Source organism: Staphylococcus sp. HMSC055A09 (assembly GCF_001809655.1).
Lineage (GTDB): Bacteria > Bacillota > Bacilli > Staphylococcales > Staphylococcaceae > Staphylococcus > Staphylococcus capitis.
The window spans coordinates 1,168,842-1,195,615 of sequence record NZ_KV798369.1 but is presented as its reverse complement, the minus strand read 5'-3'; the positions used below and the strand labels follow the sequence as shown (position 1 = coordinate 1,195,615).

16 protein-coding genes and 1 riboswitch are annotated in these 26,774 nt (G+C 31.9%); of the genes, 13 read left to right on the top strand and 3 right to left on the bottom strand.

Features of this window, described 5'->3' with window-relative positions:
* Positions 1–193 precede the first annotated feature (193 nt).
* The 6 genes from HMPREF2642_RS11045 to ribE (HMPREF2642_RS11020) all read left to right on the top strand — a co-directional run bounded on the left by HMPREF2642_RS11045 (position 194) and on the right by ribE (HMPREF2642_RS11020) (position 6,642).
* Positions 194–1,045, top strand: a complete 852-nt coding sequence (locus HMPREF2642_RS11045) for a peptidoglycan release complex glucosaminidase SagB (RefSeq protein ID WP_002434844.1) — start codon at positions 194–196, stop codon at positions 1,043–1,045.
* Positions 1,046–1,360: 315 nt separating this feature from the next.
* Positions 1,361–2,851, top strand: coding sequence for an FAD/NAD(P)-binding protein (locus HMPREF2642_RS11040; RefSeq protein WP_070597874.1), 1,491 nt, complete (start codon positions 1,361–1,363; stop codon positions 2,849–2,851).
* 139 nt (positions 2,852–2,990) lie between these two features.
* Positions 2,991–3,127: riboswitch (FMN riboswitch) on the top strand.
* A gap of 132 nt (positions 3,128–3,259) precedes the next feature.
* Positions 3,260–4,309 carry a bifunctional diaminohydroxyphosphoribosylaminopyrimidine deaminase/5-amino-6-(5-phosphoribosylamino)uracil reductase RibD gene (gene ribD, locus HMPREF2642_RS11035; protein WP_002453491.1) on the top strand — a complete coding sequence of 350 codons (1,050 nt, stop codon included), beginning with the start codon at positions 3,260–3,262 and terminating at the stop codon, positions 4,307–4,309.
* Between the two features lie 6 nt (positions 4,310–4,315).
* Entirely contained in the window at positions 4,316–4,948 is a 633-nt protein-coding gene (ribE, locus tag HMPREF2642_RS11030; RefSeq protein ID WP_049427367.1) for a riboflavin synthase, read from the top strand.
* Between the two features lie 11 nt (positions 4,949–4,959).
* Complete coding sequence (locus HMPREF2642_RS11025; RefSeq protein ID WP_023350073.1) at positions 4,960–6,141, top strand: bifunctional 3,4-dihydroxy-2-butanone-4-phosphate synthase/GTP cyclohydrolase II; 1,182 nt, start codon at positions 4,960–4,962, stop codon at positions 6,139–6,141.
* A 42-nt stretch (positions 6,142–6,183) separates the two neighbouring features.
* Positions 6,184–6,642: a 6,7-dimethyl-8-ribityllumazine synthase gene (ribE, locus tag HMPREF2642_RS11020; protein ID WP_002434688.1), complete on the top strand. Its 459-nt coding sequence runs from the start codon at positions 6,184–6,186 to the stop codon at positions 6,640–6,642.
* Positions 6,643–6,708: 66 nt separating this feature from the next.
* Here ribE (HMPREF2642_RS11020) and HMPREF2642_RS11015 read toward each other — a convergent pair whose 3' ends face one another.
* Positions 6,709–7,710, bottom strand: a complete 1,002-nt coding sequence (locus HMPREF2642_RS11015; protein ID WP_049427366.1) for a proline dehydrogenase family protein — start codon at positions 7,708–7,710, stop codon at positions 6,709–6,711.
* A 246-nt stretch (positions 7,711–7,956) separates the two neighbouring features.
* On the opposite strand from HMPREF2642_RS11015, the gene HMPREF2642_RS11010 reads away from it, so the two are divergent.
* Both HMPREF2642_RS11010 and HMPREF2642_RS11005 read left to right on the top strand, forming a co-directional pair.
* Complete coding sequence (locus HMPREF2642_RS11010; protein WP_049427363.1) at positions 7,957–8,784, top strand: alpha/beta fold hydrolase; 828 nt, start codon at positions 7,957–7,959, stop codon at positions 8,782–8,784.
* A 413-nt stretch (positions 8,785–9,197) separates the two neighbouring features.
* Positions 9,198–9,599, top strand: a complete 402-nt coding sequence (locus HMPREF2642_RS11005) for a transcriptional regulator, SarA/Rot family (RefSeq protein ID WP_002434669.1) — start codon at positions 9,198–9,200, stop codon at positions 9,597–9,599.
* Between the two features lie 77 nt (positions 9,600–9,676).
* Here the strand turns inward: HMPREF2642_RS11005 and HMPREF2642_RS11000 are convergent, their stop codons facing one another.
* Both HMPREF2642_RS11000 and HMPREF2642_RS10995 read right to left on the bottom strand, forming a co-directional pair.
* A complete protein-coding gene (locus HMPREF2642_RS11000) occupies positions 9,677–10,240 on the bottom strand; it encodes a tRNA 5-(aminomethyl)-2-thiouridylate-methyltransferase MnmM (protein ID WP_070597873.1) in 564 nt (187 codons plus the stop codon).
* Positions 10,237–11,190, bottom strand: a complete 954-nt coding sequence (locus tag HMPREF2642_RS10995; RefSeq protein ID WP_070597872.1) for a tRNA modification radical SAM protein MnmL/YtqA — start codon at positions 11,188–11,190, stop codon at positions 10,237–10,239. The genes HMPREF2642_RS11000 and HMPREF2642_RS10995 overlap by 4 nt, the downstream gene beginning before the upstream one ends.
* 106 nt (positions 11,191–11,296) lie before the next feature.
* Between HMPREF2642_RS10995 and HMPREF2642_RS10990 the strand changes: the two genes are divergently transcribed.
* The 5 genes from HMPREF2642_RS10990 to HMPREF2642_RS10975 all read left to right on the top strand — a co-directional run bounded on the left by HMPREF2642_RS10990 (position 11,297) and on the right by HMPREF2642_RS10975 (position 26,744).
* On the top strand, positions 11,297–12,520 hold the full coding sequence (locus tag HMPREF2642_RS10990; protein ID WP_070597871.1) for an MDR family MFS transporter: 1,224 nt from the start codon (positions 11,297–11,299) through the stop codon (positions 12,518–12,520).
* A gap of 291 nt (positions 12,521–12,811) precedes the next feature.
* On the top strand, positions 12,812–15,229 hold the full coding sequence (leuS, locus tag HMPREF2642_RS10985) for a leucine--tRNA ligase (RefSeq protein ID WP_172969458.1): 2,418 nt from the start codon (positions 12,812–12,814) through the stop codon (positions 15,227–15,229).
* A 20-nt stretch (positions 15,230–15,249) separates the two neighbouring features.
* Positions 15,250–15,561 carry a rhodanese-like domain-containing protein gene (locus HMPREF2642_RS10980; protein WP_002434691.1) on the top strand — a complete coding sequence of 104 codons (312 nt, stop codon included), beginning with the start codon at positions 15,250–15,252 and terminating at the stop codon, positions 15,559–15,561.
* 305 nt (positions 15,562–15,866) lie between these two features.
* On the top strand, positions 15,867–19,007 hold the full coding sequence (locus tag HMPREF2642_RS11910) for a SasC/FmtB family protein (RefSeq protein ID WP_256276650.1): 3,141 nt from the start codon (positions 15,867–15,869) through the stop codon (positions 19,005–19,007).
* A gap of 177 nt (positions 19,008–19,184) precedes the next feature.
* The gene (locus tag HMPREF2642_RS10975) at positions 19,185–26,744 is read left to right on the top strand and encodes a DUF1542 domain-containing protein (protein ID WP_256276649.1); all 7,560 of its coding nucleotides are present in this window, start codon (positions 19,185–19,187) and stop codon (positions 26,742–26,744) included.
* The last annotated feature ends 30 nt before the right edge of the window (positions 26,745–26,774 follow it).

The following is a 26,774-nucleotide window of genomic DNA, read 5'->3' as shown; positions in this document are numbered from 1 at the left end:
TTATTATCGAGTAATAAAAAATGATGAAGAAGTGAAACCTCTATTTTTATTTTTTAGTTTCATTTTTATTACTATTTATTTATGAATTTGTAACATTACCAATATAAAATTGTGAATCTGAATTAATAATGTTAAACTTTATTATCGTAATGAAACTGAATAGTTTAACAACAATGACCTAAGAGGTGTGACTATGATTAAGCACAAAAAGGGCTCTATCTTAGCTATTATAGGATTGCTAATAGTATTTGTTGTTGCTGCTGTTATTTTCTTTTCAATGATCTCTGATCAAATATTCTTTAAACATGTAAAGTCAGAAAAGAAAGTAATTAAAATCGATAAAACTCTAGATAAAGCAGCAAAGAAACAAATACATAACTATACGAGTCAACAGGTATCTAATAAAAATAATGATTCATGGCGTGATGCATCAGATGCTGAAATTAAAACAGCTATGGATAGTAGTGAATTCATTGATAATGATAAACAAAAATATCAATTTTTAGATTTATCAAAATATCAAGGTATAGATAAAAACAGAATTAAACGTATTTTATTTGATAGACCAGTATTATTAGAACATACTGATGACTTTTTAAATGCAGCTAAAGCTAAACATGTTAATGAAGTTTATCTCATCTCTCATGCGCTTTTAGAGACAGGTTCAGCTAAAAGTGAATTGTCTAAAGGTGTAGAAATCGACGGCAAAAAATATTATAACTTTTATGGTGTAGGTGCATTAGACAGTGATCCTGTTAAAACAGGTGCAGAATACGCTAAGAAACATGGTTGGGATACTCCACAGAAAGCTATATATGGTGGTGCTGATTTCATTCACAAACATTTCTTATCTCATGAAGATCAAGACACGCTGTATAGTATGAGATGGAACCCTAAGAATCCTGGTGAACATCAATATGCAACAGATATTAAATGGGCTGAAAGTAATGCAAGCATTATTGCAGATTTCTACAAGAACATGAAGACTGAAGGTAAATACTTTAAATTATATGTATACAAAGATGATAAAGAACATCAAAAATAGAATTTAAAAAAAGCATCGCTATTTTGAGAATTTTCTCGATAGCGATGCTTTTTTTGTGAGTAGTGCAAAAGTTTATAGAGGGTTTAATTTAAGTTATTTTGCTTTATTTTTACTGGATAACCATGTGAACAGAATGATAAATACAATTAATATTTTTGTTAGTAGTTTCATTATTTCACCTCGACAAAATGATTTTAGCATATCTATATAAGATTAAAAGTAATTAGTAAAGGATATGTTTATAAGGTATATATTTTTTAAGCTTTCACATTAATTGGTATAATAACTGAATACATAAATAGAAGGATGATGAATATGCGTGTGGCAATAATCGGTATGGGAACAGCTGGTGTCAGTGTTTTACGACAACTTGTTAAACATGAAGATTTTTCCAAACTTAAAGTGGATGTGTACGACGATGCAAAAAATATGGGGCAAGGTGTACCATTTCAAAATGACAGTAGTGAATTATTAATAAATATGCCCTCAAAAAAAATGAGTTTAAATCTAGATGATGATGAAGAATTTTGGAAATGGTATCAACAACAAACCGAATTTGATTTTCCGAATCCACAGTACTTACCAAGGTTTGTTTTTGGTCATTATATGAAGTCACATCTTTCTCGATACGACCAACAATACGAGAATCTAACAATTATTAATGAAAAAGTTCAGGAAATCTTTACTAACTCAAATGTAGATGATACGAAGTTAAAGTATTATGTATGTACATGTGAAGATGATAAAGAATGGCGAGAATATGATTATTTATTTTTAACGTTTGGTACGTTTAGTTATCACGATCCTTATCATTTGAAAGGTAAAAAAGGATACATCCAAACACCATATCCAACATATAATACATTAGATCATGTAGATGAATCAGATAGGATTGCAATTATAGGTACTGGGTTAGCGAGTTTAGATGCAGTGAGATATGTTGCTGCACATCATCCTAATTTGCCGATAACAATGACAAGTCGTTCAGCCTCTTTACCTAGTGTAAGAGGTAAGATGATAGATATCCAATTCACTCATTTAACTAAAGATCATTTTAATGGTATTAAGGAAAATAATTACGGTAATGTACCTCTAGATAAGGCAGTTGCTTTGTTTTTAAAAGAGTGTGAGGATTATGAAATTGATTTTCAAAAATTAGTGAATAGAAGAACTGGTCACCATATTAAAGATTTACAATTTGATTTAAATAATGAAACAGAAATGGGAGTATTTCAAAGTATCATTGAGCATTTGAAAGAGAATTTAGATTGGATTTGGAATAGTTTAAGTTTAAGAGATCAAGAATTATTTAATGAAAAATACTCAAAAATGATTCAATTAAATTCAAACCCTATGCCTCCTAGAACGGCAAAGTTACTTATACAGTTAATTGAAGAAGGATATCTTGAAATAAAGAAAGATTTAGAAGATATTCAACATGACAATAATCAATTTTATTTAAAATTTAATAATGAAGATCAAGAAACTGAATTATTTGATGTAGTGATTAATGCAACAGGATCTAAAACACACCTCGGACAATTAGATGAAGATGATCAATTGATGCTAAATCTTGAAAATCGTCAAATTGTACAAAGACATCCTATGGGTGGCATTCAAATTATTCCTGAAACCAATCAAGTCATTAGTCCAAGATATGGTACGTTGACGAACGTCATTGCCATTGGTCAAATGACAAATGGTGTTAACAAATTACGTAATGGTGTGAAGATGATTGTTGATCAAGTAGTGAATACAGTATCTCACTTATATTTGACGCAAAAAGAAATGGAAAAAAATAGGTAAATTATCGACTAACGGATAAAATTCCACTAATAAATAAAATTTGATTGATGCTATTAAATTGAGTTTTGAAATCAATTATAGTAAGATTTTATTTGTAGTTATTAACTACATCACTCAATTAACCAATAACAATTTCATATAATTCTTTCGGGGCAGGGTGTAATTCCCAACCGGCAGTAAATTAAGCCTGCGACCTGCTAATATTTAATAATATTGGTGGCTGATCTAGTGAGAATCTAGAGCCGACAGTGAAAGTCTGGATGGGAGAAAGAATATAATTACTCGACAAGCAAATTTGTAGGACTATGTCTTATAGTAAACAAATATGCTTATTTAAAGATATATTATCAATCTCCTTATGCCTAATTAAATTGGTGTAAGGTTTTTTTATTTTGTTGAGGTGATAAATTGAGTCGATTTATGAATTATGCCATTCAACTTGCTCAAATGGTTGATGGTCAAACTGGTATAAATCCGCCGGTTGGTTCTGTAGTGGTTAAAGATGGTAGAATTGTCGGTCTAGGCGCCCATTTGAAAAAGGGTGATAAACACGCAGAAGTACAAGCATTAGATATGGCGGGAGAAAATGCTAAAGATGCAACTATATACGTTTCTTTAGAACCTTGTACTCATCATGGTTCTACACCACCTTGCGTAAATAAAATTATTGAATTTGGTATTCGTAAGGTTATCTATGCGGTAAAAGATACTACCTTAGCTTCTAAGGGTGATGAAATACTTAAAGAAGCTGGTATTGAAGTTGAATTTCAATTTAATGAGAATGCCGCTGAACTTTATAAAGACTTCTTTACTGCTAAAAGAAATAGCATTCCAGAGTTAACTGTTAAAGTTTCATCAAGTTTAGATGGCAAACAAGCCACTGATTCTGATGAGAGTAAATGGATAACTAATAAAGAAGTTAAAGAAGATGTTTATAAGTTGCGTCACGAGCATGATGCTGTATTAACAGGTAGAAAAACGATAGACGCTGATGATCCATTGTATACGACTAGAGTTCAGGATGGTAAGCATCCAATTAGAGTTATTCTATCAAAGTCAGGACAAATTGATTTTGAGCAACAGCTATTTGCAGATACTGCTTCACCTATTTGGATTTATACTGAAAATGAAAATTTAAAAAATCAAAGTAATGATAAACATATAGAAATTATTTGTTTAGAAAAATGCGATAGTACAGCTATATTAAAAGATTTATATCAAAGAGGTATTGGAAAACTGCTAGTCGAGGCAGGTCCAAATGTTACTTCACAATTTCTCCAATCTCATCATTTAGATGAACTCATTCTTTATTTAGCCCCGAAATTAATAGGTGGTTCAGGTAAACATCAATTTTACAAAACTGATCAAGTCATTGATTTACCTGAAGCAACTCAATTTGAAATTGTTTATTCCAAGTTAATTAATCAAAATTTAAAATTGAAACTACGAAAGAAGTGAATGCCTATGTTTACAGGTATCGTTGAAGAAATTGGTATCGTTCAACAAGTGCGTTCTGAGAAATCAGTGAGAACTTTAGAAATTAAAGCGAATCGCATTCTTGAAGATATGCATATCGGTGATTCTATAAGTGTAAACGGCGCATGTTTAACGGTGATTGATTTTAATGATACAGCTTTCTCAGTCCAAGTGATTAAAGGTACTGAAAATAAGACCTACCTAGCCGATTTACAACGTCAGGCTGAAGTAAATCTTGAGAGAGCGATGAGTGGTAATGGCAGATTCGGTGGACATTTTGTTCTTGGACATGTTGATGAACTTGGAACGATTTCTAAAGTTAATGAATCAGCTAACTCAAAAATAATTTCAATCAAAACTTCAAAAAATGTTTTAAATCAAATGGTACAACAAGGTTCTATCACTGTTGATGGCGTAAGTTTAACAGTCTTTGATCTTCATGAAACCACATTTGATATTCATCTTATTCCAGAGACGCGTAAGTCTACAATTTTATCAGATAAAAAAGTGGGCGATGCAGTTCACTTAGAAACAGATGTACTTTTTAAATATGTGGAAAATATCATGAATCATCAAAAATCTGAACTAACAGAAGATAAATTGCGTGCATTTGGTTTTTAGGAGGAATTTATATGCAATTTGATACAGTTGAGTTAGCTATAGAAGCTTTGCGAAAAGGTGAAAGTATCATTGTAGTAGACGATGAAGACAGAGAAAATGAAGGTGACCTTATCGCAGTTACTGAATGGATGGCTGACGATACGATTAATTTTATGGCAAAAGAAGGACGTGGTCTCATATGTGCACCTTTAGATACTTCAATTGCTAAAAGGTTAGAGCTAAATGCTATGGAACCGCATAATACTGATGCTTATGGTACACATTTCACCGTGAGTGTAGATCATAAAAATACGACTACAGGTATTAGTGCCTATGAGAGAACAATGACAGCAAGAGCACTTATAGATCATCATGCTAATGCCGAAGACTTCAATCGCCCTGGTCATTTATTCCCATTAATTGCTAAAGATAATGGTGTACTAGAACGTAATGGTCACACAGAAGCGGCTGTAGACTTAGCAAAATTAACTGGAGCTAAACCAGCAGGTGTGATATGTGAAATTATGAATGATGATGGAACAATGGCTAGAGGTGAAGACTTACAAAGTTTCAAGGAACGCCATAACTTAAAAATGATTACGATTGAAAGTTTAATTGAATATCGTAAGCAATCTGAGTCACATGTGAAGTTAAATGCTAAAGTTAATATGCCGACAGATTATGGAAAATTTGATATGTACGGTTTTACAACTGACTTAAGTGATGAAGAAATTGTAGTGATTGCTAAAGGATCAATTCGTTCAAATGAAAATGTTCGTATACACTCTTCATGTCTAACTGGTGATATATTCCACAGTCAAAGATGTGATTGTGGTGCTCAACTTGAAGCATCAATGAAATACATCGATGAACACGGCGGTATGATTATATATCTACCACAAGAAGGACGAGGTATAGGATTGATGAATAAATTACGAGCTTATGAATTGATTGAAAAAGGTTATGATACCGTAACTGCAAACCTCGCTTTAGGATTTGATGAAGATTTAAGAGACTATAATATAGCTGCTCAAATTTTAAAATATTTTAACGTTGAAAAAGTTAACTTATTAAGTAATAATCCTAAAAAATTTGAAGGATTAAAAGAATATGGTATTAACATTGAAGATAGAATTGAATTAATTGTTCCTGAGACTGCATATAATCATAAATATATGGAGACGAAAAAGTCGAAAATGGGTCACTTAATTTAATTGTAAATTGAGTATGTAAACACATTAAGGAGGAAATAAAATATGAATTTTGAAGGTAAATTAGTAGGTAAAAATTTAAAAGTTGCAATTGTAGTAAGCAGATTTAATGATTTTATTACAGGTCGTTTATTAGAAGGTGCGAAAGATACATTAATTCGTCATGAGGTCGAAGAAGAACAAATTGATGTTGCATATGTACCGGGTGCTTTTGAAATTCCATTAGTTGCTAAGAAATTAGCTCGAAAAGGTGACTATGACGCAGTAATTACACTTGGATGTGTTATTAGAGGGGCTACTTCTCATTATGATTACGTTTGTAATGAAGTTGCAAAAGGTGTTTCTAAGGCAAATGAAGTATCAGAGGTACCAGTTATTTTTGGTATTTTAACAACTGAAAGTATTGAACAAGCTGTTGAGAGAGCGGGTACAAAAGCAGGGAACAAAGGTTCTGAAGCAGCAGTAAGCGCAATTGAAATGGCTAACCTAATCAAACAAATATAGACAAAGCAAAGCGACACGGAGAAGTGATAATGGTGCGTAGTTTACTTCTCCGTGTCGTTTGGTTTGTTACCTCTTGAGTAGTTTGGTTGCTATGGCTAGGGTTGAGGCTAAGCCTGTGGCCACGCTGCCGTAGAGGGCTATCCTTTTTAAAACTTTAGGGTTTGAAAATTCTTTAAATGCAAGTGACAGGTTCTGAGGTCTTTCAGCTAATCTTCTCATGAAGTAAGCGAACCAATCATCTCCAAAAGGAACATAAACTGTAAAATGATAGCCTTCATTGGCAATGGATTGAGCAAGATCAGAACGAAAGCCGTATAACATTTGAAATTCCATTTGATCTTTTTCAATGTGATTTTTCTTCATAAATTGTTTAACATGACTAATGATTTGATCATCATGTGTCGCAATTGATGTATAATTACGTGCGTTTAAAAGTCTTTTCTCTATAATTTTAATATAATTGGAATCAATGTCTTCTTTGGTTTGATAGGCGATAGTTTCATCTTCTTTATAAGCACCTTTAACTAATCGCAATCGTAAGTCTGGGTATTTATCAATTAAATCTTCAGCTTCATATAAGTACGCTTGAACTACCGTACCGACATTTTTAAATTCTCCTTTGAGTTTATCAAGTACATGTTGTATCTGTTGTAAACTATGATATTTCTCAGTATCAATGTTAATGTGCATTTTGCCACACTCATCTGCTTTAAGAAGTATTTCACGCATATTCTCATAAGCAAGATCTAAATCAAATTCACTGCCTAATTGACTGATTTTAACTGACATGTGTGCCTCAACATTAAAATATTGAATTGCTTCAATAATTTCTAAAATTTGTTGTTTTGCATGTAAACTTTCTTCTTTAGTTTCAACAAATTCGCCTAAACAGTCAACAGTGACCGCAATTCTATATTCATTAAGATATTGAATTGTTTCAATTAGTTGAGGAATAGTATTTCCAGCTACTACTTTATTAGCACCCATTCTAGGGCCAACCTTTTTAGCAGTTTCATTTAAATAAGTATTATTAGATAATGCGATAAAAAAATCTCGGAAAAGTGACATATGTAATACCTCCAATACATTGATACATTAATGTTTAAAAATAGTGTATCACGAAACTAATGTTTGAGAAAGCGTTTACATAACGCATTAAACCACTAATAGAGTAGTTTTATACTTTATGTTTAAGGTGGTAATATCTACAATTACATTAATTTTAAGTGAAAGTTATGCTAAAAATGGTAATAAATATGTTTGTTTTGATATAATTGTACTATTAAAGAATAAATAAAAAGGGGCAGTCTTAGAATGTGGAAGTGGGAAACAGAAAATGACGCAAAAGGCGTCGTAGTCATTGCTCATAATATTTTAGAACATACTGGACGATATGCATACGTTATTACCATGTTACGAAGAAATGGTTATCATGTTATTATGGGAGACTTGCCTGGACAGGGACAAACCTCACGAGCAAATAAAGGTCAAATCGATGACTTTAATACATATCATGAAAATTTATTAGAATGGATCAAAATAGCCAATGAATATAAAATTCCTACCTTTGTTTTAGGTGTTGGTTTAGGTGGTTTAATTGTCGTAAATCTCTTAGAAAAGGCTGAATTACCTATTGAAGGTGTAATGCTATTGTCTCCTATGCTAGAACTTAGAAGAACTGGTAAAGGTCGAAAGAATAAAATTATCTCTAATTTAGGTAAGATGTCCAAGGATACTAGGTTCAAAGTGGGCATCTCTTCACAAGATTTAACTCGAAATGATGAAATTATTGACGAAACAGATAATGATGGTCTCATGTTGAAGAAAGTAACGTATCGTTGGTATAACTTAATCGTTGAAAAAATGAAAGAGACAATGGATCATATTAAAGATATTAAACCATTACCAGCGCTTATCATGTATGGAACTGAAGATAAAATTTTAGAAACTGATGCTATCATAGAACTTAAAGATAAATTAGCTAGTAATGAATTGTACTTTAAGGCTTGGAATGGTTTATATCATGAAATTCATAATGAACCCGAGAGAGATCAAGTTATGAGATATGTTCTTACTTTTTTAAATAATAGTGTTAACACTATGGGGTTTGTGGTTAAAGAGGAAGAAATAGAAGATATTTAGGTTAAGAAAGAGCTTGCGTAATGTAAGCTCTTTTTTTTAGAATGTTTAATTCAAAATATCATTTTATTGTAACTAAAAACAATTTACAATTTTAATAGAGATATTTAACAAAAACATTGCATTTTAATTAGGAACTTGATATATTTTGTTTGTATAAATAATATAATTTTAATATGTATTGAGACTAGAAGTTGAACTAAAATTATATTATTATTTGGGATGTTTTATTATATGTACTAATGCTTCTAGTCTAGTTCTAATCAAAGGCACTAAATTTGATTTTAAATTAACACATTCAATTAAATAATAGGGAAAATTAGATATTTTTTTAATTTAACCGGTTTTAATTATTAAGGGAGAACCGGTTAACTTAGAAAAATATTAACAGTTATTTTATTTGGGAGATGTTAATTTTGACTAAAAGTGAAAAAGAGAGAGTACATGGAATTTTGCAATTAGAGGCATTACTTTCTGACATTAACTCGATTTTTGATACAATCAAAAAAGAGTATAAAATGTCTAAAGAAGAAGTTTTAATTTTACTTACACTTTGGGAAGAAGGTTCAATGACTCTTAAACAAATGGATAAATTCGTTCACATTAAGCCATATAAACGTACAAGAACGTACAACAATTTGGTTAATCTTGAATGGATTTATAAAGAAAGACCTCAAGATGATGAACGAACTGTAATTATTCATTATAATGAAAAACTCAATTCCCAAAAAGAAGATTTACTTAACTTTATTGGACAATCAATTAGAAGTAAATCAGAGCCAATGCAAAATAGTTTAAAATCAATTTTAGCTGTTTAACTAGTCTTATATTTTATTATTAAAAGAGATCTTATTCTACGCTTAAATCAAAGGTGAGAATAAGATCTTTTATATATTTATATTCTTTTTTCAATTGCACATATGAAAGGTGCATTATTTTTTTGATTAATAAATTGATACTGTAAAACATGCGCTTTCTGTTGATCAAGTTCTTTAAGATATTTTAAAAGTGCGTCTCGCTCCAATTTACCCTCATCATGTCCATGATAAATAACTAGAATAATAATACCTTCGACACGCATCATATCAAATATTTCCTCAATAGCTTTAATAGTTGAATCCGGTTTAGTAACTATTGATTTATCTCCTTTGGGTAAATAACCTAAATTGAATATAGCGCAATCAATGAGATTTAGATGTCTTTCTAAGACGTGTTGTTTTACATTTTCATGACTGTCCTGAATTAAAGAAACATTGTTAAAATCACTTACTTTGAGTTGAGTATTATCTATCGCTTCTTTCTGAATATCAAATCCATAAACAAACCCATTAGTGACTTTTTCAGCAAGATATAGCGTATCATTACCTTTTCCACAAGTAGCATCAATGACGATACTACTCTCACAAACATGACTATCAATCAATGACTTTGAGAAGGGGAGAATACGCTCGATTTTCATGATTTAACCTTCTGCTCAAATTTTTTCCCTTGATAAGAGCCTCTACGTTCTAATTCATTATCAATTTCATTTAGGACTTCCCATTTATTTACACTCCACATTGGTCCAACCATTAAATCGATAGGGCCATCACCTGTAATACGATGAACAATCATTTCAGGAGGAATGACCTCAAGTTGATCACATACTAAATTTGTATAGTCTTCTTGACTCATGAATTCTAACATGCCTTTTTCATATTGTTTTACCATTGGTGTTCCTTTTAATAAATGAAGTAAGTGAATTTTAATGCCTTGAACATCCATTTGCGCAACTTCTTTAGCAGTCTCCATCATCATATCGTAATCTTCGCCTGGTAAACCATTGATGATGTGAGTACATACATTAATGTTATGTTTACGTAATTTCGCTACGCCTTCATAATACGTTTGCATGTCATGTGCACGGTTAATTAAATCAGAAGTAGTTTGATGAACAGTTTGTAAGCCCAACTCAACCCAAAGATAAGTTCGTTCATTGAGTTCAGCTAAGTATTCTACTACGTCATCAGGTAAACAGTCAGGACGTGTGGCTATGGATAAACCGACAACACCTTCTTCTTTAAGTACTGGTTCATATTTTTCTTTCAGCACTTCTACAGGCGCATGTGTGTTAGTGAAGGCTTGGAAGTAAGCAATGTATTGTCCTTCGCTCCATTTTTCATGCATTCTTTCTTTAATCTGTTGGAATTGTACTTCAATGGGATCAGTTCTGTTACCAGCAAAGTCACCACTTCCTGCAGCTGAGCAAAAAGTACAACCTCCATGTGCGACAGTACCATCTCTATTAGGGCAGTCAAATCCACCGTCTAAAGCAACTTTAAATATTTTTCGTCCAAATTTATTTTTTAAATGATAATTCCATGTGTGATATCGTTTATTTTCAAAAGCATACGGGAAAAAATTACCCATAATACATTTTCCTTTCTATTTTAGTTCTAAGTACAGATTTTAACATATTTTAGTGTTATAGTGTCTATTGTAGATTGAGAAAAACATAAAGAGAGGGACTCAAGATATGAATATACCTAAATCAGTTTGGTGGCTAGTTATTGGCATGGCCTTAAATATCACTGGCGCCAGTTTTTTGTGGCCTTTAAACACTATTTATATGAAGGAAGAACTTCATAAAAGTCTTACAATTGCTGGTATTGTCTTAATGATTAATTCATTTGGCATGGTTGTTGGTAACTTACTAGGGGGCACCTTATTTGATAAACTTGGTGGTTATAAAACCATACTTATAGGTACTATTACATGTTTGTGCAGTACTACGCTGTTAAATCTATTTCATGGTTGGCCATGGTATGCAATTTGGCTCGTGTTATTAGGTTTTGGTGGCGGTATGATTGTCCCAGCAATTTATGCTATGGCCGGAGCAGTATGGCCAAATGGGGGACGACAAACATTTAATGCCATTTATTTAGCGCAAAATATAGGTGTTGCATTGGGCGCAGCACTTGGAGGATTTGTTGCTGAATTTAGCTTTAATTTTATTTTTCTAGCTAATTTAGTTATGTATGTTTTATTTGCTCTTGTTGCAATTACACAATTTAATTTGGAAATTCATGCTAAAGTTAAGCATCAAGATGCAGTTGATTTAAAAAGTAAAGAAAATAGAAAACGTTTTACAGCAATGATGTTGGTATGTGCGATGTTTGCTATTTGTTGGATTGCCTATATTCAGTGGGAAACAACAATTGCATCCTTTACTCAATCAATCAATATCTCTATGTCTCAATATAGTGTTCTTTGGACAATAAACGGTATTATGATTTTAGTAGCACAACCACTTATTCGACCAATTATTGTAATTTTAAGAGGGAACTTAAAACATCAAATGTTCGTTGGTATTTTAATCTTTATGTGTTCTTTCCTTGTTACAAGTTTTGCGCATCACTTTGCTATTTTCGTTGTAGGTATGGTTATTCTTACATTTGGTGAAATGTTTGTATGGCCTGCAGTTCCTACTATTGCCAATAAACTTGCACCTGAAGGTAAACAGGGTCAATACCAAGGCTTTGTAAACTCTGCTTCTACAGTTGGTAAAGCCTTTGGACCGTTTATTGGTGGTGTACTCGTAGATGCAATGAATATGAGTATGATGTTTGTAGGAATGATAGTATTACTTTGCTTCGGACTCATTTTCCTAAGCATCTTTGATAGAGGTTTGCCTAAAGATAAAAATGAAACCCCTATACCTAGAAGACGTAAGAGAAGAAAATCAAAAGCTTCTAAATAAATATAATATGGAAGAAATAGCTTTAACTACTTGCAATAATACGTTTGATAACATAAGATTAAAAATGAATAGAAAGAAGCATTTAGAGGCTTTTCTACAGAGAACTAGTAGTGGTGAGAACTAGTGTTAAGGACTAAATCGTTTCCAATAATTAAATGAATTTAATGAGACATCTCTAACTATTTTAATGAAGTGCGCTTGATAAGCGAATAAGGGTGGTAACGCGGCAACACTGTCGTCCCTTTATACACACAATAGTAGAGGTGTCTTTTTTATGAAATAGGAGGAAATGTGTTGAATTACAATCACAAGGAAATTGAAAAAAAATGGCAAGATTATTGGGCAGAAAATAAAACATTTAAAACAAGTGACAATTTAGGTCAAAAGAAATTTTATGCGTTAGACATGTTTCCTTATCCATCTGGTGCAGGATTACACGTAGGACATCCTGAGGGATACACAGCTACTGATATTGTTTCAAGATATAAGCGTATGCAAGGATATAATGTGCTACATCCTATGGGATGGGATGCCTTTGGTTTACCTGCTGAACAATATGCGTTAGATACTGGAAACGACCCTCGTGAATTTACTAAGAAAAACGTACAAACATTTAAACGTCAAATTCAAGAATTAGGTTTTAGTTATGATTGGGATCGAGAAGTAAATACCACTGATCCAGAATATTACAAATGGACACAATGGATTTTCATTCAACTTTATAATAAAGGTTTAGCATATGTTGATGAGGTTGCGGTGAATTGGTGCCCAGCTTTAGGCACAGTTTTATCAAACGAAGAAGTCGTTGATGGCGTTTCAGAGCGTGGTGGACACCCAGTTTATCGTAAACCAATGAAACAATGGGTACTAAAAATTACTGAATATGCAGATCGTTTATTAGAAGATTTAGATGACTTAGATTGGCCTGAATCAATTAAAGATATGCAACGTAATTGGATAGGTCGTTCTGAAGGTGCGAAAGTATCCTTTAATGTTGAGGACACTGATAATAAAATTGATGTCTTCACAACACGTCCTGATACAATTTTTGGTACGTCATTCTTAGTATTAAGTCCTGAACATTCACTTGTTAATAGCATTACTTCTGAAGACAAACAAGAAGAAGTCAAAGCTTACCAAGAAGAAGCTTCTAAGAAATCAGATTTAGAACGTACTGATTTAGCTAAAGGAAAAACAGGCGTTTTCACAGGTGCATATGCAATTAATCCTCTTTCTGGTGAGAAATTACCAATTTGGATTGCTGATTATGTACTATCAACATATGGAACTGGTGCAGTTATGGCGGTTCCTGGACATGATGAACGTGATCATGAATTTGCAAAGAAATTTGATTTACCAATCATTGAAGTCATCAAAGGCGGAGATGTTCAACTAGAAGCATACACTGGTGAAGGTGAGCACGTTAATTCAGGTGAACTCAATGGTCTTGAAAATGAAGCTGCCATTAGTAAAGCAATTGAGTTATTAGAAGATAAAGGCGCTGGTGAGAAAAAAGTTAACTACAAACTGCGCGATTGGTTATTTAGCAGACAGCGTTACTGGGGTGAACCAATTCCAATTATTCATTGGGAAGACGGTTCAATGACAACTGTGCCTGAAGAAGAATTACCTTTATTACTACCAGAAACTAGTGAAATTAAACCTTCTGGCACTGGAGAATCTCCTTTAGCTAATATTGATGAATTTGTAAATGTGATTGATGAAAAGACAGGCATGAAAGGACGTCGTGAAACGAATACAATGCCTCAGTGGGCAGGTAGTTGTTGGTATTACTTACGTTATATTGATCCAGATAATGAAAATATGATTGCTGACCCTAAAAAATTAAAGCACTGGTTACCAGTTGATTTATATATTGGTGGGGTAGAACACGCAGTACTTCATCTATTATATGCAAGATTCTGGCATAAAGTTCTTTATGATTTAGGTGTAGTTCCTACAAAAGAACCATTCCAAAAATTATATAACCAAGGAATGATTCTAGGTGAAGGCAATGAAAAAATGAGTAAATCTAAAGGAAACGTTATTAACCCTGACGATATCGTATCTTCACATGGCGCGGATACACTACGTCTATATGAAATGTTTATGGGACCACTTGATGCAGCAATTGCTTGGAGTGAAAACGGCTTAGATGGTTCAAGAAGATTCCTTGATCGTGTATGGAGACTTATCGTTACTGAAGATGGCTCATTAAATAACAAGATTGTAGAGTCTAACGATAAATCATTAGACAAAGTTTACAATCAAACAGTTAAAAAAGTAACTGAAGATTTCGATGCGCTTAGCTTTAATACTGCAATCAGTCAATTAATGGTATTTATTAACGATTGTTATAAAGCTAATGAAATTTATAAACCTTATATTGAAGGTTTTGTAAAAATGTTAGCGCCAATTGCTCCTCATATTGGTGAAGAGTTATGGAGTAAACTAGGTCATAATGAAACTATAACTTATCAACCATGGCCTACATTTGATGAAAGTCTACTTGTTGACGATGAAGTTGAAATTGTAGTTCAGGTTAATGGCAAAGTCCGTGCTAAATTAAATATTCCAAAAGATTTATTAAAAGAGGAAATGCAAGATTTAGCTTTGGCTAATGATAATGTTAAAATGAGTATCGAAGGTAAAGAGATTAAAAAAATTATCGCAGTACCTCAAAAATTAGTTAACATTGTTGCTAAATAAATATTAAGGAGAGATTATTAATGGAATCAATTACAGTAGATGAACTAAAGAAAAAAGTGTTGGATTCTAATCCAGTTAATATCGTAGATGTTAGAAATGATGAAGAAACAGCTATGGGTGTTATTCCTGGAGCTAAAACGATTCCAATGGATCAAATTCCTGATAACTTAAATGAGTTTAATAAAGACGAAACATATTATATTATCTGTGCTGCTGGAGCTAGAAGTGCTAAAGTCGTTGAATATCTTGAAGATAAAGGTATTCATGCTGTTAATGTTGAAGGTGGCATGAATGAATGGGGAGATGAAGGTACTGTTATCGACAGTATTTAAACTCATCTTAAGTAAATGTTTTTATCACACTAGTCCGACAAGGGCTAGTGTTTTTTTGTACAAAAAAAGATTTTTGCAATATGTTATGTGTTAGGAAACAAAATATTATTAATAAATTTCAATTGAGTTAAAATAATTTTATACAATAGTAGATTTTAAATATTATAGATGATAAAATTAAACAGACTAAAAAGATTGTGTTCAATAAACCAGCAGTCAGATTTTTAAAAAGTTCTAAACATCATGAAAATAATTATTCACATTAAACTAACATCAAAGAATCAACATCTAGGAGGAACAACTTAATGAATCTATTTAGAAAACAGAAATTTAGTATTAGAAAATTTAACATTGGAATTTTTTCGGCACTCATTGCGACTGTTACATTTTTAGCGCATCCATCACAAGCCTCTGCATCAGAACTAGACTCAACTCAACCCGAAAGTTCTGAAGGAACAGTGCAAAATGGCTCTGGACAAAATGTGTCAACTGAAGAATCAAGCGCACAATTAAACAACGATGTTATTCAAGGTGATAATAAACCAAGTACAACTCATTTAGAACAATCTGATAATTTGAATAACTCACAAATTACAGGCAATACACTAGATCAAACACAATCTCTAACTAATAATGAATCAAATGAATTAGAAAATGAAACTAATACTTTAGCAACTAATACGAATTCTACTATCGATGAGAACGCTATACATGTTGATAACACAACTCAACACTATTTAGAAGCTAAGGCTAATGATAAGTCATCTAAAGATGCTAAAAATACGTCAAATCCAATCACACACGATACTAAGATAGTAAGAGAAGAAAGTAATTTACCTAAAAAAAGAAGCCGAAGAGATTTACCAGCTGGAGATAGCAACAACGCAAACACAGCTACGACAGCTAATGATCCTAATTTGAGTAATACGGGATCAAACAGTATAAAAACAACGTTAACATTTGATGATTTAGGTATTACTACTAGTAATAACAGACATAAACCTGAAGTAAAAGTCCTAAATGAATTAAAAGGATTCAAAATGATTAATGGTGGTAGTGTAGGGTTAGTTAATAGTGAACTTGAGCGTACCAATGTATTTCATAGTGGCGATCCTAGAAACTATCAAGCAAGTGGTAATGTATTGGTTCTAGGTAGATCAAGAGGGACAGATGTTAATGATCATGGAGGTTTCAATGGAGTTGAAAAAGATTTCACTGTTAATCCAAATTCAGAATTAATATTTGGATTTAATACAATGCCTGCCAATAATGGTAAAGGTGGAACATATTTAATAGTTAAAAATGCAGATAATGATAAGCAAATTGTGAAACAAGATGTTCAAGATGGTGGGATTTGGAGATTAGTTAAAATTCCAGATAATGTTAATAGAGTTAAAGTTCAATTTTTACCAAATAATGATATTATGACTGACACTCGCCGAGTGGCTCTATTAAAGGATGGATATAAATATTACTCACTTATAGATTCCATTGATATCGCTTCAGGATCTCATTTGAAGGTGCTCCCTAAGGAAAATAATGATGCTGTGAAGAATAATAAACAATTTGAAGTGAGTACTAGAATAGAGAATGATGGTAATTTCGCTGCTGCGTTAGATACTAATAAATTAATTTATACGGTTAAATTACCAGAAAACTTTGAGTATATTGATGATTCTACTGTAGCTACGTTCGTTAATGGAAATATGCCAAATACTACAATTAAACCTTTAAGTGTAAATTACAATCGACAAACTAATACACTGACTTTCACAAGTAATGGTGTGAATAAGTCTAGTAGTAATCAAGAAGATGCTAAATTTTTACCTAATAAAATTTTAAATATTAAATATAAATTAAGACCTGTTAATATTCCAACGCCTAGACAAGTTACAGTTAATCAATCAATAACATATAAAACTTATGCTCAATATTACTTAAATACTAATGATAATACTGTAACTGCGCAACAAACACCATTTACAATTGATGTAAAAATGAATAAAGACGATTTAGAAGAACAAGTGAATAAAGAAGTTATACCTTCAAATTATACTTTAGCCTCTTTTAACGCTTATAAAAAATTAAAAGCACAAGCACAAACGATACTTGAAGAAGAAGCTAATAATAAACCAATTAATGAGAGAGTTTCCCAAGCTGAAATCGATAGTTTGTTACATCAATTACAGAATACATTAATTAATAGGGTGGACGCAGCTCAAGAAATTAATAATAAAGCACAAGATATGAGTGATGAAGCGGAAGCTAACAATGAATTAACTACTGAAGAAAAAGAAGCTCTAACGGAGAGAATAGATAATGATAAGAATGAAATCCTCAGTAAAATTGATGATCAAACAACTGATGAAGGTGTCGAGCAAGTTAAAAATACTGGACTAACTACCTTGGCTGCAGACACTCCTCAACCAGTAATAAAACCTAAAGCACGTGAAGCCATTAATAATAAAGTTACTGATCAAAAAGCGTTAATTAACCAAAATAATGAGGCAACGCATGAAGAGAAAAATGTCGCAATTCAAAAAGTTGATAATCATTCTTCGGAATCACTACAAAAAATTGGTGAGGCTGAAACAGAGAGTACTGTTAATGCAGCGAGAGATGAGGGTATTAATAACATTTCTTCGGACATTCCAAACCCTCAACAAAAAGCCGAAGCTAGAAGAATAATCAATCAAAAAGCTCAAGATAAAATCACTGAAATTAATCAAAACACTCGAGCCACTCAAGACGAGAGAAATATTGCTTTAAACAATGTAAACCAAGCAAAAACACAAGCTTTGCAAAATATTCAAAATGCTAATACAAATAATGATGTTACTAACGCTAAAGATGCTGCAATAAATACAATTAATCAATTAAGTGTTAACCCTGTTAAAAGAAAGCAAGCTATTAATGAATTAAACACGGTAGCGCAGCAACAAAAACAGAACATTCAAAGAGATAATGAAGCTACGACCGAAGAAAAAACGGAAGCTGAAAGTAAAGTGGAGAGAGAATTAGCTCAAGCTACTCAAAACATTAATTCTGCATCTACTAACAATGAGGTTGACCAAGTAAAAACAAGTGGTCAGAATGCTATTAATTCAGCCAATCCTAACACTACAGTTAAGCGAATGGCACGAGAAGCAATTGAAAATAAAGTAACTTCTCAAATTCAACAAATCAATGCTAATAACAAAGCAACTAATGAAGAAAAAGAGACAGCAATTAATAATGTATATGCACATAAGCAAGAAGCTTTGAACAATGTTACTAATGCTCATTCAAATTCAGATGTTAAAAATGTACAACAAGATGGTGTAAACACTATCAATCTAGATCAACCTAATGCGATTAAAAAAGATCAAGCAATTTTGGAATTAAGTCAAAAGGCACAAGAAAGAAAAGCTACACTTAACCAAACACCAGATGCAACTGATGAATAGAAAAACGCTGCTAATACCAAGGTTGATCAGGCACTTAATGATGGTATACAACAAATTAATCGTTCAACATCAAATAATGACGTTGATAATGCTAAGACAAATGCTACACAAACAATCGATAACATCAATGTAGATGTTCTAAAGAAACCACAAGCTAAAGAAGAAATCGCCTCTAAAGTGAATGACAAACAAAGAGAAATAACTAATGATAATGAAGGTACTACTGAAGAAAAACAAAGTGCTATAGAAAGTGTAAATCAAGCTAAAGTTGAGGCTGACAGTGGTATTTCACAAGCTCAAACTAATACAGAGGTTGAAAAAGCTAAAAATGCTGGATTGAGTAATATTGGAAATATTCATCCTGTCTTTAATAAAAAACAACAAGCACGTACAAAAATAAATGAGAAATTTAAAACAAAACAAGATCAAATCAATCAAACCCCTAATGCTACTCAAGAAGAGAAAAATGAAGCATTAACAAGATTAACGCAAGCTAAAGATGCTGTATTACAAACAATAAGTAATTCACAATCAAATGATAATGTTGACCAAGCACAAACTAATGGAATTCAAACTTTAGATGGTATTAACACTACAGTTAATAAAAAACCTCAAGCAAAAGAAAATATTAATCATGTCGCTCAAAATCATAATAATGAAATTGACTTAAATAATAACGCTACTACTGAAGAAAAAGATGATGCAAAGAATTTAGTAAATGCAGCAATTACTAACATCAATAATAATATTGACAACGCAGATACAGACGCTCAAGTAGATAGCGCAGTGACTAATGGAACTCAAACGATAAATTCAATTACTCCTGCTACGACTGTAAAAACTAATGCTAAAAATGAAATTGCTAAAAAAGCAGATTCTATCATAGCTAAAAACCAAACTTCACCTGATGCTACTGACGAAGAAAAAGCTGAAGCTAATTCAAAAGTAGAAGAAGCAAAAGCTGAAGCTAATAGTAACATTCAAATAGCAAAGTCAAAAGAACAAGTTAAAGAAGCAAAAGATAACGGTCTTAATAAAATTAATGAAATTAGCCCAACTACTACAATTAAGTCAGAAGCTAGAAAGGCTGTTCAAAATAAAGTAAACGAGCAAATTGGTTTAATCAAAGCGACACCAGATGCAACTGATGAAGAAAAAGCAACTGCTATTGCAAAAGTTAATAGTGAACTAGCCAAAGTTCAACAACAAATTAATACAGAACATACATCTCAAGGAGTTAATAGTGTTAAGGCAAATGCAATGACTGCAATAGAGCAAATCACAGCTCAAGCAATAGAGAAAGAAACCGCTAGAGATGCAGTTAAACAAAAAGCTAATGAACAAACTGATGTTATCAATAATAACAATAACTCAACAGAGGAAGAGAAAGTAGAAGCGATAGGCAGAATAAATAATGCTAAACAAGAAGCACTAAACAATATTAATAGTGCAACAATGAATCAAGCCGTAACTAGTGCTAAAAATGAGGGTATTAATAATATTAATTTAATTCAATCGTCAACATCTACTAAGACAAATGCTAAGAGTGATATTGATCGTAAATTAAGTGAACAAATAGAAAATATTAACCAGCATCAAACTGCTACAACAGAAGAAAAAGATACAGCTGTTCAATTAGCAAACCAAAAAGCTAATGAAGCAAAAAATAATATTCAAACTGCAACGGATAACGAAGGCGTTGCTCAGGCTAAGACAAATGGCATAAGTGCAATAAATAATATTGAACCTAATGCACAACAAAAACCTACCGCTAAACAAGATATAGAAACCAAAGTAACTGAACAAAATAGAGTAATTGATAATACGGCTAATGCAACTGATGAAGAAAAGCAAGAAGCTAAAAATAGAGTAAAAACAGAAGAAAATACAGGTAATCAAAATATTGATCAAGCTCAAACAAATCAACAAGTAATTGATGCAAAAACTACTACTATTGATACAATAAACACTATTATCCCTAATGTAACAAAGAAACCAACCGCAAATAGGGAAATTGATGCTAAGTTTGAGCAACTTAAACAAGCTATCAATTCTACACCTGATGCAACAACAGATGAGAAAAATGAAGCTATACAACGTTTAATTGAAAAAAAAGATGAAAGTAAAAATCTAATTAGTCAAGCAACTAAGGATGCACAAGTAGATCAAAATAAAGAAAATGGAATACATGAATTAGAAACTATTCATGCTCATCCAACTAAAAAAGCAGAGGCTATTCATGCTGTTCAAGAGAAAGTTAAATCACAAAATGACTTAATTACGAATAACAACGATGCAACAGATGAAGAAAAAGAGGTCGCAAAAAATCTTCTAGAAGCAAGCAAAATAAAAACAATTAGTAGTATTAATCAAGCACAAACAAATGCTCAAGTAGATAATGCTAAAAACACAGGTATGGATGAGATGAGTTTAATTCACCCAGCTACAACTGTTAAGTCTAACGCTAAACAAGAATTACAAAATAAAGCTGATGATCAGATCGCTCAAATTACTAACACGCCTAATGCAACTCAAGAAGAGAAACAAGATGCTATCACAGAAGTTAATACTTCATTGGCTCAGGCTAATCAAAACATCAATCAAGCGCATTCTACTGAGGAAGTTAAACGTGCCAAAGGTGATGGAATTAACTCTATTAACGATATTCATGCAAAAGTAAACAAGAAACAATCTGCTATTAATGAATTAAAACAAAAAGCTAATGAACAAAAACAGTTAATCTTAGCTAATAACAACGCGACTGATGATGAAAAAAATGCAGCACAAGCACAAGTAGATGCTAAATTAGCTGAAGAAATACAAAATGTTAACAATGCGGATACAAATGCTCAAGTAGATAATGTAAAATCTAAAGCAATCACAGCAATAAGTGCTATCAATGCCCAACCTCATAAGAGACAAGATGCTATCAATAGTTTAATTGCTCAGGCAGAAAGTAAAAAAGCTGACATAAGAAATAATTCTCAAGCTACTACTGAAGAAAAAAATACGGCAACGCAATCTATTGAAGCAGCTTTAACTAAAGCTAAAGCAGAAATTAGTAATGCTCAAACGAATGCTGTAGTGGATGAAAAGTTTGAAGCAGGTAAACAAAATCTCCAACAAATTGAGGTATCAACAGTAACTAAAACAACTGCAAAAGCTGATGTAGCAAATGCTATAAATAATAAAAGAGAACAAATTAATATTAATCGTCAGGCTACAACAGAGGAAAAAGATGAAGCACTTAATCAACTAAAACAGGAAGAAACGAAGGCAAATAATGCAATTGATTCAGCCTTAGCAAATCAAAATGTTAATGATGCCAAAACACAATACTTGGCAAGTATTGAAAATATTCAGCCTAATATTGTTAAAAAGCCTGCATCAAATGATGTAATCAATAATAAAGTAACAGAACAAACAAAACTTATTAATAATAATCAAGAAGCTACTTCAGAAGAGAAACAGGCAGCTTTAACGAAATTAGAAACTGCGAAAACTAGTGCACTTCAAAATATTAATCAAGCTTCTACAAATGACGAAGTTCAAGCAGCTGAAAATACTGGTGTTGCAGAAATAGGAAAAATAGTGCCAGAAACAACTGTGAAACAAGCAGCTAAACAAGGCATTGAACAAACTACTCAAAATCAAATAAACAAAATAAATGATAATAATAATTCAACATTTGAAGAAAAAGCAGTAGCTATTAATAAAGTCAACATAGCTAAAAATGAGGCATTAAATAATATTACTAATGCTACGACAACGCAGTTAGTTCAAGATGCAAAAAATAGCGGAACTATTGTAATCACAGGAATAAATCCTGATACATCGGTAAAAGCAAATGCGATTCAGGCTCTTTCAACAGAAGCTAAAAATAAAAATGATTTAATTGATCAAACACCTAATGCAACTGCTGAAGAAATGGAAGAAGCAAATAATAAAGTAGATAGTATCCAAGAAAAAGCAAATGCTAACATAGGCAAAGCTAATACAACAGATGAAGTTAACCAAATTAAAGCAAAAGCAATTCAAGATATGAAAGCTGTTCAAACTGAAGTTGTTAAAAAACAAAATGTGAAAGAACAACTTTCACAATTAGGTGAGAATCAAAAACAAGTGATTAATAGCAACACTGAAGCTACTAAGGATGAGAAAGACGAAGCTATTGAGAGACTCAATAATGAATTAAATACTGCAACTACACAAATTAACAATGCAAGTCATAATAGTGAAGTAGACGGAATCTTAAATAATTCTAGACCTAAAATAGAAGCTATTACACCTCAAGCGAGAAAGAAACGTTCAGCAATAGATGAAATTGGTGCAAAAGTTAATGCACAAAATAGTGAAGTTGACAAAAATAAAGAAGCGACTTTAGAAGAGAGAAATGATGCACTAAATAAAATTAATCAAGCTTATGAAGAAGGTAAGGCTAACATTAAAAATGCCCAAACTAATGATGAAGTTGACAATGCTAAAAATTCAAGTATACAAAAAATTGCATTAATACAACCATCTACTGAAGTAAGAGCAAATGCCAGAAAAGCATTAAAAGCGAAAGCAGATGAACAAAACGCCTTAATTGACAGTAATCGCAATGCCACAACAGAAGAAAAATTGGAAGCAAAAGAATTAGTTGAACAAGAATTAAATTCATCTAACTATAGATTAAAACACGCTGATACAAATCAAGATGTTCAAAATATAATATCTGAAGATTCAAAAGCTATAGCTAATATACAACCATCTACTGATGTTAAGGATAGAGCTAAAGCAGATGTTGTTGCTAAAAGTAATGAAAAACAAAATGAAATTGTTAATAATACTGAAGCTACTACAGAAGAGAAAGAAGTGGCTTCCCAACAGCTTCAACAGGTTACTGATCGAACAAATAATTCAATTGGTTTAGCACAAGATACAGATCAAGTAAACGTAGAAAAGAATAAGGGCATAGAATCTATTAAAGATATTCAACCTATTATCATTAAAAAACCAGCTGCTAGGGTTGAGCTTGATAAAGCACTTAAAAGAAAACAAAACGAGGTTAATCAATTACCTAATGCAACTACGGACGAATTACAGCAAGCGTTAAATCATTTAGATCAATTTGTTCAAGAAGCTAAAACTAATATAAATCAAGCACAAACTAATGCTCAAGTAGATCAAGCTAAAGAGAACGGTACTAACAGTATTAATACTTTTGAACCAGTAATAGGTGTTAAACAGAATGCAATTGACGCAATTAATAATGCTAAACAAGAAAAAATCGACCGAATAAGTCAAGCTTTCAGTGCTACACAAGAAGAGAAAGATAAAGCATCACAATTCGTAAATGAAGAAGCTCAAAAAGCTATAGAATTAATTAATAAAGCCCAAACAAATTCACAAGTAACTGAAGCAAAAGATAATGTTTTAAATACGATTAAACAATTTGAACCAGAATATCATAAGAAGCGAAATGCAATACTAAAACTTTATGATATTGTTGATGCTCAAGAAGCTATTATTAATGCAGTTCCTGATGCGACAGAAGATGAGAAACAAAATGCTATAGATAAAGTTGAACAATTATTACGTGCTACGAAAAAAGAAATCGGTTTAGCAAGTGATAATGCTGGTGTAGATGACATTTACAACAACATATCAGAGCAAATTAAAACAATTTTCCCTGAAGTTGTAAGTAAATCTAATGCTAGAACTATACTTAACAATTTAGCTAATCAATTAATTAAAACATTTGAAAATACACCTGATGTTACTACAGAAGAACGTGATGATGCTATCAACCATGTGAAAAATCAATTAAGTGCTGTCTTAGGTGCAATCGATAAGGATACTAGAGATGTACAAGTGGCTCAAGAAAAGGTATTTGGTTTAAATGATTTAAACAATATTGTTATTAATGTAATTCAAAAACCAACTGCTAGAAAAGCTATAAATACAAAAGCAGATGAAATTAAATTATCAATTAACAATACACCTAATGCTACGGATGAGGAAAAACAGAATGCATTAGATAAAGTTCATGCTATTGTTAATGATGCCCAAAATAAAATCCGTGAAGCTAAAGCAGATAGTGAAGTTATGGTCGCTAAAACAGATGCAATTTCTTTACTTTCTGTTATCAATCCGGAAGTTCAAGTAAAACCATTTGCTTTAGATGAAATCCAACAACAAGCTAATAATCAAAAAGCTAAAATAAACAACAACTCTGAAGTGACTAAAGAAGAAAAAGATGCGGCTATACTTTTAGTAGATGATTTAATTAAACAGAGTGAAGTACGATTAGATGCTGCGACTAAAAACCAACAAGTTGAAGATATTAAAAATGATATTATTAATAAAATTTTAAATATTGAACCAACTAATAGCATTAAACCTGCAGCTTTGAAACAAATTTTAGCTAAATTAGACGCTCAAAAAGCGTTTATTAGTGAAAATAATGATGCTACAGACGAAGAGAAAGCGGTAGCTATAGATAAACTCGTAGAAGCGTCTAGTGAATATGCTGCTAAAATTGATGATGCTAAAACGAATGATGAGGTCGAAGCAGTTAAAAATCAAAGTATTAAAGATATAGAATCTATACTTTCTCTAATTAGTAAGAAACCTCAAGCTAAGTTAGAAGTACAACAGAAAGCTGAGGAAATTCGAACTACAATTAATTCTAATAAAGATGCTACTACTGAAGAGAAAAATGCAGCTTTAAAAACTTTAGATGAATTGATAAATGAGGCAAATGAATCTATATTATCTGCTCATACTAATAAAGAAGTTGATAAAGCCAAAGCACTTGCTTTACCGAAAATTGAAGAGGTGAAAGTTACAACTGAAGTTAAACCTCAAGCAAAAGCGCAAATTCAAGATGTAGCTAATAAGAAGAAAAATGAGTTTGAGAAATTTGAGGATGCAACTATTGAAGAAAAACAAGAAGTATTAAATAAACTTGCTGAGATAGTTAATACTATTAATCTTGCAATACAAGATTCTGAGGCTAATGCTGATGTATCGAAAACACTTCACGACGGTTTAGCTAAATTAGATTTAATTCAAATCAATGCACATAAGAAATCTGATGCGAAATCATACTTACATCAACAACTTTCTGCTAAAATTCATGCTGTTGAAGTAAATAGTGATGCGACAGTTGAAGAGAAGCAAGCATTTATTAGCAAATTAAAAGCTTTAGTCAATCGTATTCATATGCAAGTGAATGACTCAGAAACAAATGAAGAAGTAGATAATAGTTTGAATAACTTTAAAGTAGAATTTGAAAAATTAAAATTACAAACTCATAAAAAAGCTAATGCCAAACGTATCATTCAAAACAAAGCGGATGAAATCATTCGAAACATTGAAGATAATGATAAGGTTAGTTATCAAGCTAAATTAGCAGCTAAAAATTTAATTTCTCAAATTTTGAATGATTCATTTAATGAAATTGAAGACGCTAATGATAATAAAACTGTTGATGAAGTAGTCAAACAAACAATTACTAAACTAGAAGCTATAAAAGTTAAAGAAGATAAGTTAAACTCTATGGAATCTACTCATCAAACTGAACAAAATAATAAAGATAATGTAAATGGCTCTAATAATAATCAACATACAATAAATGAATTGCCTTATACTGGTGAAACAGATTATTCAGGACCTTTAGCAGGTGCAGCATTACTTTCAGGGCTAGCATTGTTATCTACACGTAAAATTAAAAAAGATAAAAAATCTTAATTCACTACTCAAAAAACCTTCTAGGTAGCA